Consider the following 15,597-nt stretch of genomic DNA (forward strand, 5'->3'; position numbering starts at 1 on the left):
CTGTGATCTCCGACCAGAACCGGGCGGCCGCGACCATCGAAGAGGTCGCGGCCGTCGCCGGTGTATCCCGCTCCACCGTCTCGCGGGTCGTGAACGGCTCGACGGCGGTGAGCTCCGGCGCCCTCGAAGCGGTGCGGCGCGCGATCGAGGAACTCAATTACGTGCCCAATCGTGCGGCGCGATCGCTTGCGAGCCGCTCGACGATGGCGATCGCCCTGGTCGTCCCGGAAGACACCACGCGCCTGTTCGGCGACCCGTTCTTCGCCTCGGTCGTGTCGGGCATCAACGCCCGCATCAGCCGGTCGAACTACGTCCTGAACCTGATCATGGCCAGCGCCGATCCCGGCGACAAGACCGCGCAGTACGTGCGCAGCGGCGCGGTCGACGGCGCCATCGTCGTCTCCCACCACACGAGCGACACCTTCATCGATCGCATCGCCGCCGCCGTCCCGGTCGTCTACGGCGGGCGCCCGGTGCGCACGCGGGGCGGCGACTACTACGTCGACGTCGACAACGTCGCCGGCGCTCGCGACGCGACGGCCCACCTCGTGCAGCGAGGATGCCGCCACATCGGCGCGATCCTCGGACCGCCGTCGATGCCCGCCGGTGTCGACCGTGCCGAGGGCTACCGGCTCGCGATCGCCGACGCCGGCCTGAGCCCCGCCCCGGTCGCGTGGGGCGATTTCACAACGGAGTCGGGCGCCGTCGCCATGCGCGAGATCCTCGCGACAGACGAGCCGCTCGACGCACTGTTCGTCGCGAGCGACCTCATGGCGCGCGGTGCCATGCAGGTGCTCGGCGCCGAAGGCATCCGCGTTCCCGACGACGTGGCGGTCGTGGGCTTCGACGACTCGCCGATCGCCCTGACCACCGACCCGCAGCTGACGACGATGCGACAGCCGTCGTTCGCGCAGGGCGAGTGCATGGCGGACGTCCTGATCGCACGTCTCGCCGGCCAGTCTCCCCCCGAGGTGACCATCCTCGACACCGAGCTCATCATCCGCGGCTCGGCCTGACGCGCCTGCGGGCACCACTCCGGAGAAGACTCCGGCGGAGAGGAAACACCACTTCGATGCCTCATCGGCTTCTCTGGACGCCGCTCAGCGCCGGACAGACGTTCCTGCGGCTGCAGCTGCCCTTCCTGTGCGGGGTGCTGTTCTTCTCGGTGGCGCTCGCACTCGAGGTGCCGACGCTGCGCGACTCGTTCGTGCTGTGGTTCGGTGTCGCTGTCACCGGGGCGGCCTCGATGCTCTTCCTGCTTCCCGGGCGGCGCTGGCTGAGCACGGGTTGGGTCGTGGTGATCCCGTTGCTCGACATCGTCGGCATCGCGGCGGTCCGTGCGGCGCTCGTGCCGTACCTGCCCACCATCGGGATGCTGTGCCTCTTCCCCTTCGCCTGGATCGCCTACCGCTTCCGCTGGCCCGCGCTGCTGCTGGTGTTCGTGAGCGGGGTCGCGATCGCAGCGCTGCCCTTCGCCCTGGGCGGCCGGCCGATCACGACACTTCTCGCCTTCATCAACGTCTCGGCGCTGCCGCTGATCGCGACCGGCATCTCCGTCGGCATCCACCTGGGCGCGGTGAGCTTCCGGCGAGGACGGGAGCGTGTCGAGGACGCCGGGCGCAGGCTGCAGGCGCTGCTCGAGAAGTCGCAGGACGACGAGCTGCTGCTGCGCTCCACCCTCGACACCGTCACCGGAGCGGTCGCGTTCTACGACGCGAACAATCAGCTCGTGCTGGCCAACAGCGCAGCGGAGCAGATGGTCGACGTCGTGGGCTTCCGGCTCGACACACCGCCGTACGCGGGCTCCAACGTGCTCATGGCCGACCGCAAGACGACGATCCCCTTCGACGAGCAGATCATCCCGCGCGCGCTGCGGGGGGAGGTCATCGCGAGCCACCTGGAGTGGCTCGGCAAGCCGGGCAACCAGATCGCCATCCTCGCGTCGTCGCGCCGCGTCCACCGCGCCGACGGGATGCTGCTGGGTACCGTCATCGCCGCGTACGACGTCACCGAGCTCGCCAACGCCATCGAGATCCGAGAGGAATTCCTCACGACCGTCTCGCACGAGTTGCGGACTCCGCTCACCTCGATCATCGGATTCACCGACGAGATCATCGACACCCTCGGTGACCGCGCGCACGATCTCGGCGTCGCCGCCTACCTCGAGACCGTGTCGCGCAATGCCGATCTGCTGCTCGATCGCGTCGGCGAACTGCTCACCGCGGCCGACAAGCGCATCGAGCTGACCATTGAGGAAACCGACATCGCCACCCTTCTCGACCAGGTGACCGGGCCCCTGCGCCTGTCGGCCGAGCGCGCGGGTATCGCGCTCGAGGTCGAGGTGCCGCCCGGACTGACCGCCGTCGTCGACCCGGCTCGCATCACGCAGGCCGTCGAGAACCTGCTGACGAATGCGATCAAGTTCACCGCCCGCGGCGGAACGGTGACGGTCCGGGCCCGTCGGGATGACGCCGGCGACCTCCACATCTCGGTGTCGGACACCGGGATCGGGATGACCCCCGATGAGCAGCGGCGGGTGTTCGACCGCTTCTACCGCGCTCAGGCCGTGCGCCGGAACGCCATTCAGGGCATCGGCGTCGGACTGTCGATCGTGAAGGCGATCGTCGATGCACACCGCGGCCGTGTGACGGTCGACAGCGAACAGGGGGTCGGCACGACCATCGCCCTGTGCCTGCCCGTCGGCGCGGGGCGAGACGCCTGAGCGCTCGCCCCGCCGCGCGAGGTTGGGATTACTGCGGGTCGCCGCCGAGCTGGCCGACCGCGGGGATCGGGCCGCCGTCGTCTGCGCCGGTGCGGCGCAGTCGGGCGATCGCGTTGCCTGCGTGGTAGATCACGAGTGCCGCGATGGTGCCGAGCACGATGGCGCCGAACTGCAGCGAGCCGAGGTTCAGTGCGAATCCGGCGATCGCGATGACGAACGACACCGCGACGGTGTACTGGTTGACCGGACGCGAGAAGTCGACGCGGTTGTCGACCCAGATCTTGATGCCGATGACGCCGATGAGGCCGTACAGCGCCGTCGTGACGCCGCCGAGGACGCCCGCCGGGATCGTGTTGAACACCGCGCCGACCTTCGGTGAGAAGGCGAGGAGGATCGCGACGATGCCCGCGACCCAGTACGCCGCCGTCGAGTACACGCGAGTGGCGGCCATGACGCCGATGTTCTCGCCGTAGGTGGTCGTACCCGATCCGCCGAAGCCGCCCGCGAGCGTCGTGGCGACACCGTCGGCGATGAGCGCGCGACCGGTGTGCTTGTTGAGCGACGGGTCTTCGGTCATCGTGGCGACGCCGCGGACGTGTCCGACGTTCTCGGCGATGAGGACGAGCACGACGGGCAGGAACATCGGCACGATCGACCAGGCCGCGGCATCCCCGATCGCGACGAGGTGGAAGTCGGGGAGCCCGAACCAGGGCGCGGCCTCGACGGCGGCGAACTCGACCTGGCCCGTCACCGCGGCGACGACGTACCCGACGATGACGCCGAGGAAGATCGAGATGCGTCCGAGGAACCCGCGGAACAGGACGCTGAAGAGGATGACGGCGCACAGGGTCACGGTGGCGACCTCGGGCTGCAGCTGGAAGTTGCCCCAGGCGGCGGGCGCGAGGTTGAAGCCGATGAGGGCGACGATGGCGCCGGCGACCACCGGCGGCATGAGCTTCTCGATCCAGCCGGTGCCGAACGCCTGCACGACGAAGCCCACCGCGGCCAGCAGAACACCGGCGACGGCGACACCCAGCAGGGCCTGGGTGATCTGCTCGGGGGTCTCGAGCCGGTTGCCGCCGTTGAGCGCGGTGATCGGTGCGATGAACGCGAACGACGAGCCGAGGTAGCTGGGCAGCTTGTTCCGGGTGATGAGCAGGAACACGAGCGTGCCGAGGCCCGAGAACAGCAGCGTCGTCGAGACCGGGAAGCCTGTGATGATCGGGACGAGGAACGTGGCGCCGAACATCGCAACGACGTGCTGCGCGCCGATCGCGATGGTGCCGGGCCAGTTCAGTCGTTCATCGGGCTTGACGACGGCGCCGCGCGCGACGGTGCGACCGTCGCCGTGGAGGGACCAGATGGGCATGGGACTCCTCGGGAACAGGGATTCGGGATGGAGCGCGAGAGCGGCCCCACCTTACCTGTGAGGTCCCTGGACGCCGGGGTCGGCGCTCCGGCGGAAATCGAACCGTAACGCCGCGTCAGCCCGCGAGCGTGTCGAGCAGCTCGCGGTACTTCCCTGCGGTGCGCTCGACGATGTCGGCCGGCAGCTGCGGGGGAGTGCCGGTCCTGTCCCACGCGGCGGCGAGCCAGTCTCGCACGATCTGCTTGTCGTAGCTCGCCATCCGCTGGTCCGGGGTCGAGCCGGTGCGCCAGGCAGCGGCATCCCAGTACCGGGATGAATCGCTCGTGAGCACCTCGTCCGCGAGGGTCAGCACGCCGTCGGCGTCGAGTCCGAACTCGAACTTGGTGTCGGCGAGGATGAGGCCCTTGCTCTCCGCGAGCGCTGCGGCGCGCGTGTAGATCTCGAGCGACGTGTCGCGCAGCGCGGCGGCCGTGTCGGCGCCGACGATCTCGACCGTCCGCTCGAACGAGATGTTCTCGTCGTGCTCCCCGAGGGGCGCCTTGTACGCGGGCGTGAAGATCGGCTCGGGCAGGCGGTCGCCGTTCTCGAGCCCCGCAGGCAGCGGGATGCCGCACACGGTGCCGTCGGCGCGGTACTCCGCCCAGCCCGTTCCGGTGAGGTAGCCCCGGACGACGCACTCGATCGGCTGCATGTCGAGTTCGCGCACGACCATCGCGCGCGCGGCCACCGCGGCGGGAGGGGCCTCGCCGCCGGCGAGGTGATTGGGGATGACGCGGCCGCCGTCCGCGCCCGCGAGCTGCGCGAACCACCAGAGGCTGAGCCGGGTCAGCAGCTCGCCCTTGCCGGGGATGCCGGGCTCGAGTACGTGGTCGAACGCGCTGACGCGGTCGCTCGCGACCACCAGCATCCGTCCGTCCGCCGCGGCGGCCTCGTCCGCGGGCCGGTACAGGTCGCGGACCTTGCCGGAGTAGACGTGCTTCCAGCCGGGCAGATCGAGGGCGCTCACCCGGCCATTATCCCGGAGTGGTGAGCGCCCTGATGCGGGCCAGCGGGCGTGCCGCGCCGGGAAAAACACGTATAGTCCACGTGGACTAATCGAGAGGGGGTGCGCCATGGCGGATGCCGTCGACCGGCTCACCCCGCTCGGGCTGATGCTCCTCGCGCTGCTGCGCGAGGACGACATGCACGCGTACGAGATGATCCGCCTGCTGCGCGACCGCAAGGCCGACCGTCTCGTGGCCCTCACGCACGGCACGATTTATCACACGGTCGCGCGCTTGGGCAGGCAAGGTCTGCTCGTCGAGACCGGCACGGACCGCGCGGGCAACCGCCCCGAGCGGACGACGTACGCGCTGACGGATGCCGGTGCCGCCGCCCTCATCGACTGGATTCGGCGCGAGCTGCCCGCGATCGACCGGCCGGAGCGTTTCCGGGTCGCGCTCGCCGAGGCCCACAACCTCGACCGCGCCGATGTGCTCGCGCTGCTCGCCGAGCGACGCGCCGCCCTCGCGGCATCCCTCGAGGCGCATCGCTCGGCTCGGGCACGCGCGATCGAGCACGGCTCGTATCCCCAGTTCCTCATCGAGGTCCATCGCGAGACAGCGCTGCTCGCCGCGGATGTGGCCTGGCTCGACGAAGCGGTCGAGGACATCCGTCACCCCGACACCGTGTGGGGGGTCACCGACCTGCCCGCCACCGACCGCTACCTGGCACAGAGAGAAGCCGCACGCTCATGAGCGAGAACACCCGCACCGTCCGCGCCCCTGAAGGCGCGACGCCGAACGCCAACCCGTGGCCCGCCCTGTGGGCGCTGGTCATCGGGTTCTTCATGATCCTCGTCGACACGACGATCGTCTCGGTGGCGAACCCGGCCATCAAGGCGGCGCTCGACCCGGCGACCGGCAACCTCGACAACGTCGTGTGGGTCACCTCGTCGTACCTGCTCGCCTACGCGGTGCCGCTGCTGGTCACCGGTCGCCTCGGTGACCGCTTCGGTCCGAAGAACATCTACCTGATCGGCCTCGCGATCTTCACGATCGCGTCGCTCGCGTGCGGCCTGTCGGGCTCGCTCACCGCGCTGATCGTGGCTCGCGCCGTGCAGGGTCTGGGTGCGGCGATGATGACGCCGCAGACGATGGCCGTCATCACGCGGACCTTCCCGGCCGAGCGCCGCGGCGCCGCCATGGGCCTGTGGGGCGCGACCGCCGGTGTCGCCACGCTCGTCGGACCGCTCGCGGGCGGCCTGCTCGTCGACGGCTTCGGGTGGGAGTGGATCTTCTTCGTCAACATCCCGGTCGGGGTCATCGCTTTCGTCCTCGCCTGGCGCCTCGTGCCCCAGCTCGAGACGCACCCGCACCGCTTCGACATCGTCGGCGTCATCCTCAGCGCGGTGGCGCTGTTCCTCATCGTGTTCGGCCTGCAGGAGGGCGAGCACTACGACTGGGCGCCCGGGATCTGGCTGATGATCGCGGCGGGGCTCGTGGTACTCGGCGTCTTCATCTGGACGCAGTCCCGCACCAAGAGCGAGCCCCTCGTGCCGCTCGAGCTCTTCCGCGACCGCAACTTCGCGATCTCGAACCTCGCGATCGCCGCCGTCGGCTTCACCGTGACGAGCATGGCGCTGCCCACGGCGTTCTTCACGCAGCTGGCTCGCGGCCTCACTCCGACCGAATCGGCGCTGCTGCTCGTGCCGATGGCGATCCTTTCGGGTGCGCTCGCGCCGGTGGCCGGCCGCATCCTCGACCGCGTCGACCCGCGTCTGCTGCTCGTGCCGGGTCTGGGCCTCATGGTCGTCGGGCTGGTCGGGTATGCGCTGTTGATGAACACCGAGGCGCCCGTGCTGCTGCTGCTCATCCCCGCCGCCATCGTCGGCGTCGCCAACGCCGGCATGTGGGGGCCGCTCGCCACGACGGCGACGCGCAACCTGCCGCCGCGTCAGGCCGGCGCCGGATCGGGCATCTACAACACGACCCGCACCGTCGGCTCGGTCGTCGGCTCCTCAGCGATCGCAGCGTTCATGCAGTCCCGCCTTGAAGCCAACCTTCCGGGAGCCGGGGATGCCGCCGGCGGCGGGTTCGGCGGCGAGGCGATGCCGCCCGCGGTCGCCGAGGGCTTCTCAGCCGCCATGGCGCAGGCGATGCTGCTGCCGGCCATCGTCATCGCCGCCGCCGCGATCGTCGTGGTCTTCCTGAAGCGTCCCGCCCACCTCGTCCGGCGCTGACACCGCCGCACCTTCGGCGGGTGCTCGCGCTAACTCCTCAGATCCGAGCGCTGGCCCGGGCGGCCCGGCGGTGATTCCGCCGGTGACCGGGTCCCGGCGCCCCGAAACTGAGGAGTTAGCGCGGGGCCGCGGCGGTGCCGGGCGGACCGCGCCATCGAGGGCCGGATCGGCGACGGCAGCTCCCGGCGCCGGCCGGCGGCGCGAACCGCTGCCATAAGTCCTCAAGGACGCGGCTGGTTCGGCCGATTTACGGCGCTGCGGCGCCGGACGGCCCGAAAATTGAGGAGTTGGCGCGTATGCGGGCGACCGCTTGGGTCGACCACCCGGCCGGGGCCGCCGGGCTCAGCCGGCGACGCGGGCGGCGATGTCGGTGCGGTGGTGCGAGCCCGGGAGCGTGATGTCCGCCAGCGCGCGATAAGCGCGGTCGCGGGCCTCGGCGAAGTCGGTGCCGCGCGCGACGACGTTCAGCACGCGGCCACCCGTGGCGACGAGCCCGTCGACCGTCTCGGCGGTCGCGGCGTGCGCGAGATGCACGCCCTCGACGGATGCCGCGGCGTCGAGCCCCGTGAGCGGCCGTCCGGTCACCGGTTTCTCGGGGTAGCCCTCGCTCGCGAGCACGACGGTGACGGCGGCGTCGCTCGAGAACGTCGGGTCGGGCTCGGACTCGAGGCGTCCGCTGGCGGCGGCCATCAGCAGCTCCGACAGCGGCGAGGTGAGCCGCGCCAGCACGACCTGCGTCTCGGGGTCGCCGAAGCGGGCGTTGAACTCGATGACCTTGACGCCCGAGTCGGTGAGGATGAGGCCGGCGTAGAGCAGGCCGATGAAGGGTGTGCCCTCCCCATCGAGGTGGCGGATGACGGGCTCCGCGACGGTGCGCGTGACCTCCGCGACGAACTCCGCCTCGCTCCCGAAGCGGTCGGCGAGCCACGGCAGCGGCGAGTAGGCGCCCATGCCCCCCGTGTTCGGGCCGGCGTCGCCGTCGTAGGCGCGCTTGTAGTCCTGCGCCGGGCTGAGGGCGCGAACGGTGTCGCCATCCGAGACGAAGAAGAGCGATACCTCGGGGCCGGCGAGGAACTCCTCGATGAGCACCGGACCGCTCGGCAGATAGGTGTCGGCGTGGGCGAGCGCCGCCTCGCGGTCGTCGGTGACGATGACGCCCTTGCCCGCGGCGAGGCCGTCGGCCTTGACGACGTGCGGTGCACCGAGCTCGTCGAGCGCCGTCTCGACCTCGGCGCGGTTCCGGGCGCGTACCGCACGGCCGGTGGGCACGCCCGCCTCGTCCATGACGCGCTTGGCGAAAGCCTTCGAGCCCTCGAGCTGGGCGGCGGTCTTCCCGGGACCGAAGACGGGGATGCCGCGCTCGCGCAGCGCATCGGCGACGCCCGCGATGAGCGGCGCCTCGGGCCCGACGATGACGAGATCGATGTTCGCGGTGCCAGCGAACTCGGTGACCGCGACGGGGTCGTTCGGGTCGAGGTCCGCGACCAGCTCGGCGTCGCGGGCGATGCCGGCGTTGCCGGGCGCCGCCAGCAGCTCGTGGCCCGCTCCTTCCGCGGCGAGAGCGAGCAGGATGGCGTGCTCGCGCGCGCCCGAGCCGAGGACCAGGATCTTCACCCGGCCAGCCTACCGACCGCGTTAGCGTAGGACCCATGGCCCGCAGCATCCTCACCGCCGACGGCCGCGCCGCCCTGGCCGCGGTCGCGACCGCCCGAGACGCGGGCGAGAAGCCGGCGCGCACCGACCTCGCGACGGCCGTGCGCTATCTGCTGCAGCTGCTGGTCGAGAAGGCGCCGGGCAACGCGGTCGAGATGCGTGTGCCGCCCTTCGGTGCCGTGCAAGTCGTCGAGGGTCCGCGCCACACGCGGGGCACCCCGCCGAACGTCGTCGAGACCGACCCCCTGACCTGGATCGACCTCGCCACCGGCGTGCTGGCATGGACGGATGCCGCGTCGGCGGGCCGCCTGTCCGCGTCGGGTACCCGCGCCGATCTCACCGCCCTGCTGCCACTGCGCCCCTGACCGCCCGGGGTGGCTCAGGCGGTGCGACAATAGAGGCATGGCTGAGGAGATCACCGAACGGGTCGAGTCGGCGCGCGTGCGCCGCGTGCCCAAGTACAGCGTCTTCCTCCTGCTCGGGGCGGCCGTCGGCATCATCGCCGCCCTCGCGCTCACCTTCGGCATCTCGGACGGCGGGGTCAGCACCAGCACGGGCCTCGAGTACTCGGTCGGTCAGGTGTTCGGCTTCATCGCGCTCGGCGCGATCCCCGTCGGCATGGCGCTGGGCGGGGTCGTCGCGCTCATCCTCGACCGGTCGGCGCGGCGTCGCTCGCGCGAGGTGCGCATCGTCCACGAGCGCGTGCGCTCCACCGACGCCGCCTGAGCTGCGGCATCCGTCCGCGGTCTCGCCTCAGGCGATCTCGGCGATGATCGGCGCGATCGCGGCGTCGAAGGCCGCGATGTCGCTGCGGAGCCCGTCGGTCACGGCGATGGTGAGCGATCCGATCCACCACACGCCCCGCTGGCTGAGGGGCAGCACCTGCACGTTGAGCTCGAACGAGTGCGCGCGTCGCCCGATGCGGCGCTCGTGCTGGGCCAGCGCTCCCGCATAGGCGCGGTACGCGACGGCGCCCGCCGAGTCGCTGCGCGCGGCGTAGCGAGCTTGCACGTCTCGCGCGAAGGCGACGGCTCGCGCGGCGTGCGGGCGCATCTCGCGCTCGAGCAGGTCGAAGCCCTCGGTCGGCAGGGCGACCAGCGTGTCGAAGCCCGCGACGAGGTCGAGGGGAACCGGCGAGGGATGCGCGAGCGGCTCGACCGTCATCGCGAAGTAGGCGCGCCACTGCCGCTCGAGCTCGTGCTGCTCGTCCGCCGACCGGTCGGGCGGTGTCGCGTCGATGCCACGCAGGTGGGGCAGCTCGTCGGGAGATCGGACCCCGAGCGCTTGCCGAAGGTAGAGGGCGACGACGGTCGGTGCCGAGGCATCCTCTCGCACCACCCACTCCGGAGCACCCGCCGCATTCATGGCGCCCAGTTTAGATCCGCCGGTGACGCGGACGGCCGGTGCCGGCAGCGTTCGCGACGCGCCCGGCACCGGCCGTCGAAGGTCACACGAACTCGATCGTGGCCTGTGCGTTGTTCAGCACGATGACCGGCGTGATCGGGTTGTATCCGGCCGAACGGATCGCCGCGGCGTCGAACCGCAGCAGCGGCCGGCCGGCGTGGACCCGCTCGCCCTGCTGCACGAGCGGCTGGAACCCCGAGCCCTTCATGTCGACGGTGTCGATGCCGACGTGGATGAGCAGCTCGGTGCCGTCGTCCAGGGTCACGCCGATCGCGTGGCCGGTGGGGAACACGGTCGTGACCGTGCCCTCGGCGGGAGCGACGACGGTGTCGCCGCTCGGTTCGATCGCCACGCCGGGGCCCATCGTCCCCTGCGCGAAGACCGGGTCGGGCACGGCCGACAGCGGCAGCACCGCGCCGGCGACCGGCTGCGTCAGGCGGATCACCGTGGCGGTGGCGGTTCCGCCGGCCGCGTGCGGCGTCTCGGTGCGGGCGTCGCTGCCGGCGGGCGCACTGCGCGTGACACTGCGGCCGGCGAGGACGTCATCCATCGCGTCCTTGACGAACTGCACGTTGAGTCCGTAGACGACCTGGACAGACTTCGCGCCCGAGACGATCGTGCCGGCGGCACCCGCGCGCTTGAGGGCGGCGTCGTCGACGCGCGAGGTGTCGGCGACCTCGAGTCGCAGCCGGGTGGCGCAGTTGTCGAGCTGGACGATGTTGTCCTTCCCGCCGAGGCCCGCGACGAAACGTTCCGCTGTGTCGGCGTAGTCGCCACGGGGGGCGGTGGCCGCTGAGGCGTCGAGCGACTCGTCGTCGTCCTCGCGTCCGGGAGTCTTCAGGCGGAACTTCAGGATGAGGAAGCGGAACACCACGAAGTACACCGCGAACCAGAAGACGCCCATCACCGGGATCATCCAGGGGTTCTGCGCGAGCGGGTTCATCCAGCCGAGGACGAGGTCGATGAAGCCGGCCGAGAAGCCGAAGCCCATGCGTGTCGGCAGGAGCGCGGCGATGAAGACCGAGATGCCGGTGAAGACGGCGTGCACGAGGTAGAGCCACGGCGCGAGGAACATGAACGCGAACTCGAGCGGCTCGGTGACGCCGACGAAGAACGACGCGAAGGCGGCCGAGAGCAGGATGCCCGACGCCATCTTCTTGCGCTTGGTCTTGGCGGTGACGTACATCGCGAGGGCGGCGCCGGGGAGGCCGAACATCATGATCGGGAAGAAGCCGGTCATGTACTGTCCCGTGACCCCGAAGACGCCCTCGCCGCCGGAGCCGGCGAGGAAGTTGTTGAGATCGTTGATGCCGGCGACGTCGAACCAGAACACCGAGTTCAGGGCGTGGTGCAGGCCGAGGGGGATGAGCAGGCGGTTGAGGAAGCCGTAGATGCCGGCGCCCACGGGGCCGAGCGTCGAGATCCACTCGCCGAAGATCACGAGGCCGGTGTAGACGACGGGCCAGACGAAGAACAGCACGGCGGCGACGACGAGCGAGACGCCGGCGGTCACGATCGCCACCGACCGCTTGCCCGAGAAGAACGACAGGGCGTCGGGCAGCTTGACGTCCTTGAAACGGTTGTAGGCCCAGGCGCCGATGAGGCCGCAGATGATGCCGATGAAGACGTTCTGCACCTTGCCGAATGCGGGGTCGACCTCGGCGACATCCTCGACGCCGATGAGGCCGGCAACGGTGGCCGGGTTCAGCAGGGTCGTCACCGTGAGCCACGAGACGAGGCCGGCCAGAGCAGAGGTGCCGTCGGACTTGTTCGCCATGCCGATCGAGATACCGATCGCGAACAGCAGCGCCATGTTGTCGATCAGTGCCCCGCCGGCCGCGGCGAGGAACGTCGAGACGAGATTGCTGCCGGCGACCGAGGTGATCCAGTAGCTGATGCCGACGAGGATGGCGGCGACGGGCAGGACGGCGACGGGCAGCATGATCGATCTGCCGAGTCGTTGGAAGAATTTCACGGGTCACTCCGATGTGCGCGGGGTCGGGACGTTCCACAGTATTGTTTAAGAACGTTTCCGAATTATTTCTCGGAGACTGTACTCGATGGGAGAGCGGATGACCATGACGACGTCGGCAGCGGGCGCATCGACGCGCTCACGCGGTCGCCGCATCCGCCCCGAAGACGCACGCAGCAACAACCGCCGTCTCGTGCTGCAGGCCCTGTACCGGCAGGACGGCCTCTCGCGCGCGGACATCGCCCGCGCCACGGGCCTGTCGCAGGTCACGATCTCGGACCTCGTCGGCGAACTCGTGGACGAAGGCCTCGTCGTCGAGCGCGGGGCCGGTCGCCGCAGGGGACCGGGCGCCCCCTCCCGCGCTCTCGCGCTCGCCCGCAGTGCGCGCAACGTCGTCGCCGTGTCGATCTCGAGCGGCGATACGTTCGAGGGCGTCGTCGTCGACCTCGCCGGCACGGTCCTCGTGCGCGAGGTGGTCGACCGGCGCGGCGCGACCGGTGATGAGGCCGCGACCCTGCTCGGCGACCTCGTCGAGCGCCTGACCGCCCGCGCCGAGGCGCCCGTGCTGGGCATCGGGGTGTCGACTCCCGGCATCGTCGACGGCGCCGGCGTCGTGCGTGAGTCGTCGCACCTGGCCTGGACGGATGTCGCCCTGCGCGAGATCCTGCACGAGCGCACGTCTTTGCCGGTCGCGGTCGCGAACGGCCTGAACGCCGCGGGTATCGGCGAGCTCAGCCATGGGCAGGTCGATCACGATCTGCTCCTCGTCCGTATCGGCGCCGGGGTCGGCGCGGCGGCGATCATCGACGGCGCGGTCGTGCACGGCCGCAACTGGACCGCGGGCGAACTGGGCCACGTCGTCGTGACCGAGGGCACCGGTCCCGTCTGCGCGTGCGGACGAACCGGATGCCTCGAGGCATGGATCTCGGTGCCGAAGCTCGAGGCTCGCGTCGCCGCAGCTCCCGACGCCGATGCGGCGGCCGATCGCCGGCGCGAGGCCGGGCGGTGCCTGGGCATCGCCCTCGCGCCGCTCATCGCCACGCTCGGACTGACCGACGTCGTGCTGAGCGGCCCCGCGGCCCTGCTCGACGGGGTGCTCATCGACGCGGCGCGCGAGGCGATCGGCGCCCGCGTGCTGCCGATCGTCTTCGATGACCTGATCCTCCGCCGCGCCGAGGGCGACGGCGACCTGCGGCTGCGGGGCGCGGCGGCCCTCGTGCTGAGCGAGACCCTCGGCCTCACCTGAACGAACAGACCAGACCGACCCGAAAGGCAACGCCATGGCAGAAGTGATCATCGTCCGCGACGAGCAGGAGGCCGGCCGCCTGGTGGGCGATGCGATCGTCGACCTCGTCCGCACGCGCCCCGACGCGGTGCTGGGCCTGGCCACCGGATCGACCCCGCTCGCGGTGTACCGGCACCTCGCCGAGCGGGTGCGCGGCGACGACATCGACGTCTCGCGCGTGCGCGGTTTCGCGCTCGACGAGTACGTGGGTCTGCCCGCCGGCCACCCCGAGAGCTACCGCCGGGTCATCGAGCGCGAGGTCGTCGAGCCGCTGGGGCTGACCCCCGAGAACATCCGCGTCCCGAGCGGCGAGCTCGAGGGCATCGAGACCGCCGGCGAGGAGTACGAGGCGGCGATCCGCGCCGCCGGCGGCGTCGACCTGCAGATCCTCGGCATCGGACGCACCGGGCACATCGGCTTCAACGAGCCGGGCAGCTCGCTCGCGTCGTCGACCCGGGTCAAGACCCTCACCGAAGAGACCCGCGCCGACAATGCGCGTTTCTTCGCCTCGCCCGACGAGGTGCCGATGCACTGCATCACGCAGGGCATCGGCACGATCCTGCGCGCCCGTCACCTCGTGCTGCTGGCATTCGGCGAGGCCAAGGCCGCCGCGGTGGCCGCCGCGGTGGAAGGCCCCGTGAGCACCTCCGCTCCCGGTTCTGCGGTGCAGCTGCATCCGCACGTCACCGTCGTCGTCGACGAGGCCGCCGCGGCATCTCTCGCCCAGGCTCCCTACTACCGGCACGCGTGGGCGAACAAGCCGGCCTGGCAGGGGATCTGATCGCGTCGCAGCGGCCGGCGCCGGACGGGCGGCGCTCGGGCGTCGCCCGTGCCGGTACTCTGGATGCCGTGGCCTCGAGTCCCACTGATCCCTATACCCAAGCCGGTGTCGACACGGCGGCGGGAGACCTCGCCGTCGAACTGATGAAGTCGGCCGTCCGTCGCACCCACGGTGCCGAAGTGCTCGGCGGGGTCGGCGGCTTCGCCGGACTCTTCGATGCAACGGCGCTGCTCGGCTACACGAAGCCGCTGCTGGCGACCTCGACCGACGGCGTCGGCACGAAGGTCGCGATCGCGCAGGCCATCGACAAGCACGACACGATCGGGCAGGACCTGGTCGGGATGGTCGTCGACGACATCGTGGTGGTGGGCGCCAAGCCCCTGTTCATGACCGACTACATCGCGTGCGGCAAGGTCGTGCCCGAGCGGATCGCCGACATCGTGCGCGGCATCGCCGACGGCTGCTCGGCGACGGGGACGGCCCTCGTCGGCGGCGAGACCGCCGAGCACCCCGGTCTTCTCGGGGTGAACGACTACGACGTCGCGGGAGCCGCGACCGGCGTCGTCGAGTCCGAGCAGGTGCTGGGCGCCGAGCGCGTCCGCGACGGCGACGTCGTGCTCGCACTCGCCTCGAGCGGCCCGCACTCCAACGGCTACTCGCTGATCCGTCACATCATCTCGGGCGCGGGCATCGGCTACGGCGACCACGCCGCCGACTTCGGACGGACGTGGGGCGAGCAGCTGCTCGAGCCGACTCGTCTGTACACCTCGCCGCTGCTGCGCCTCATCGGCCAGCTCGGCGACGGCCTGCACTCGCTCAGCCACGTGACCGGTGGCGGCATCGCGGCGAACCTGGCGCGGGTTCTTCCCCGCGGCACCTGGGTCGACGTCGACCGTTCGACCTGGTCGCCCTCGCCGGTGTTCCGTGTCCTGGCCGACCTGGGTGGCCTGGACGTGCAGCGCACCGAGGGCACGTGGAACCTGGGCGTCGGCTTCTTCGCCGTCGTCGCGCCCGAGGCGGCGGATGCCGCGATCGCCGCGCTCGCCGCCGATGGCATCGACACGTGGCAGGCGGGCGTCGTCTCGACCGGTCCCCGCCCTGACGGCGACTACGAGCAGGGCGCGAAGGGCGTGGACGGCGGCGCCGTGCGCCTCGTCGGCGGATACCGCGAAGCAGGAGCGAAGTAACACC

Annotated in this window: 14 protein-coding genes; 9 read left to right on the forward strand and 5 right to left on the reverse strand. The window is 71.0% G+C overall.

The genetic code is table 11. The features are described 5' to 3' along the window. Positions 1 to 2 precede the first annotated feature (2 nt). Both JOF37_RS10065 and JOF37_RS10070 read left to right on the forward strand, forming a co-directional pair. Positions 3 to 1,016 carry a LacI family DNA-binding transcriptional regulator gene (locus tag JOF37_RS10065; protein WP_210006689.1) on the forward strand — a complete coding sequence of 338 codons (1,014 nt, stop codon included), beginning with the start codon at positions 3 to 5 and terminating at the stop codon, positions 1,014 to 1,016. A 56-nt stretch (positions 1,017 to 1,072) separates the two neighbouring features. After that, positions 1,073 to 2,722 carry a sensor histidine kinase gene (locus JOF37_RS10070; protein ID WP_210006690.1) on the forward strand — a complete coding sequence of 550 codons (1,650 nt, stop codon included), beginning with the start codon at positions 1,073 to 1,075 and terminating at the stop codon, positions 2,720 to 2,722. A gap of 28 nt (positions 2,723 to 2,750) precedes the next feature. On the opposite strand, the gene JOF37_RS10075 is transcribed toward JOF37_RS10070, so the two are convergent. Together JOF37_RS10075 and JOF37_RS10080 are read right to left on the reverse strand one after the other, a co-directional pair. After that, positions 2,751 to 4,091 (reverse strand): uracil-xanthine permease family protein, encoded by a 1,341-nt coding sequence (locus JOF37_RS10075; protein ID WP_210006691.1) that lies wholly within the window; start codon positions 4,089 to 4,091, stop codon positions 2,751 to 2,753. A 115-nt stretch (positions 4,092 to 4,206) separates the two neighbouring features. Beyond that, positions 4,207 to 5,097 carry a phosphoribosylaminoimidazolesuccinocarboxamide synthase gene (locus tag JOF37_RS10080; protein WP_271175033.1) on the reverse strand — a complete coding sequence of 297 codons (891 nt, stop codon included), beginning with the start codon at positions 5,095 to 5,097 and terminating at the stop codon, positions 4,207 to 4,209. A gap of 106 nt (positions 5,098 to 5,203) precedes the next feature. On the opposite strand from JOF37_RS10080, the gene JOF37_RS10085 reads away from it, so the two are divergent. Further along, the gene (locus JOF37_RS10085; RefSeq protein WP_210006693.1) at positions 5,204 to 5,827 is read left to right on the forward strand and encodes a PadR family transcriptional regulator; all 624 of its coding nucleotides are present in this window, start codon (positions 5,204 to 5,206) and stop codon (positions 5,825 to 5,827) included. Next, complete coding sequence (locus JOF37_RS10090; RefSeq protein WP_210006694.1) at positions 5,824 to 7,311, forward strand: DHA2 family efflux MFS transporter permease subunit; 1,488 nt, start codon at positions 5,824 to 5,826, stop codon at positions 7,309 to 7,311. Before JOF37_RS10085 ends, JOF37_RS10090 begins: the two co-directional genes overlap by 4 nt. 342 nt (positions 7,312 to 7,653) lie before the next feature. Here the strand turns inward: JOF37_RS10090 and purD are convergent, their stop codons facing one another. Continuing rightward, positions 7,654 to 8,925: a phosphoribosylamine--glycine ligase gene (purD, locus tag JOF37_RS10095; protein WP_210006695.1), complete on the reverse strand. Its 1,272-nt coding sequence runs from the start codon at positions 8,923 to 8,925 to the stop codon at positions 7,654 to 7,656. Between the two features lie 35 nt (positions 8,926 to 8,960). Between purD and JOF37_RS10100 the strand changes: the two genes are divergently transcribed. Both JOF37_RS10100 and JOF37_RS10105 read left to right on the forward strand, forming a co-directional pair. Next, positions 8,961 to 9,329 carry a sterol carrier family protein gene (locus JOF37_RS10100; protein ID WP_210006696.1) on the forward strand — a complete coding sequence of 123 codons (369 nt, stop codon included), beginning with the start codon at positions 8,961 to 8,963 and terminating at the stop codon, positions 9,327 to 9,329. A gap of 37 nt (positions 9,330 to 9,366) precedes the next feature. Further along, positions 9,367 to 9,690, forward strand: a complete 324-nt coding sequence (locus tag JOF37_RS10105) for a potassium transporter Trk (RefSeq protein ID WP_210006697.1) — start codon at positions 9,367 to 9,369, stop codon at positions 9,688 to 9,690. A gap of 27 nt (positions 9,691 to 9,717) precedes the next feature. Here the strand turns inward: JOF37_RS10105 and JOF37_RS10110 are convergent, their stop codons facing one another. Further along, complete coding sequence (locus JOF37_RS10110; RefSeq protein WP_210006698.1) at positions 9,718 to 10,329, reverse strand: zinc-binding alcohol dehydrogenase; 612 nt, start codon at positions 10,327 to 10,329, stop codon at positions 9,718 to 9,720. Positions 10,330 to 10,411: 82 nt separating this feature from the next. Further along, the gene (gene nagE / locus JOF37_RS10115; RefSeq protein ID WP_210006699.1) at positions 10,412 to 12,343 is read right to left on the reverse strand and encodes an N-acetylglucosamine-specific PTS transporter subunit IIBC; all 1,932 of its coding nucleotides are present in this window, start codon (positions 12,341 to 12,343) and stop codon (positions 10,412 to 10,414) included. Positions 12,344 to 12,440: 97 nt separating this feature from the next. On the opposite strand from nagE, the gene JOF37_RS10120 reads away from it, so the two are divergent. The 3 genes from JOF37_RS10120 (at position 12,441) to purM (ending at position 15,593) form a co-directional block, all read left to right on the forward strand. Beyond that, positions 12,441 to 13,586, forward strand: a complete 1,146-nt coding sequence (locus tag JOF37_RS10120) for an ROK family transcriptional regulator (protein ID WP_210006700.1) — start codon at positions 12,441 to 12,443, stop codon at positions 13,584 to 13,586. 34 nt (positions 13,587 to 13,620) lie between these two features. After that, positions 13,621 to 14,406 carry a glucosamine-6-phosphate deaminase gene (nagB, locus tag JOF37_RS10125; RefSeq protein ID WP_210006701.1) on the forward strand — a complete coding sequence of 262 codons (786 nt, stop codon included), beginning with the start codon at positions 13,621 to 13,623 and terminating at the stop codon, positions 14,404 to 14,406. A gap of 68 nt (positions 14,407 to 14,474) precedes the next feature. After that, positions 14,475 to 15,593: a phosphoribosylformylglycinamidine cyclo-ligase gene (gene purM, locus JOF37_RS10130; RefSeq protein ID WP_210006702.1), complete on the forward strand. Its 1,119-nt coding sequence runs from the start codon at positions 14,475 to 14,477 to the stop codon at positions 15,591 to 15,593. Positions 15,594 to 15,597 lie beyond the last annotated feature (4 nt).

It is taken from the genome of Microbacterium imperiale, assembly GCF_017876655.1.
GTDB lineage: Bacteria > Actinomycetota > Actinomycetes > Actinomycetales > Microbacteriaceae > Microbacterium > Microbacterium imperiale.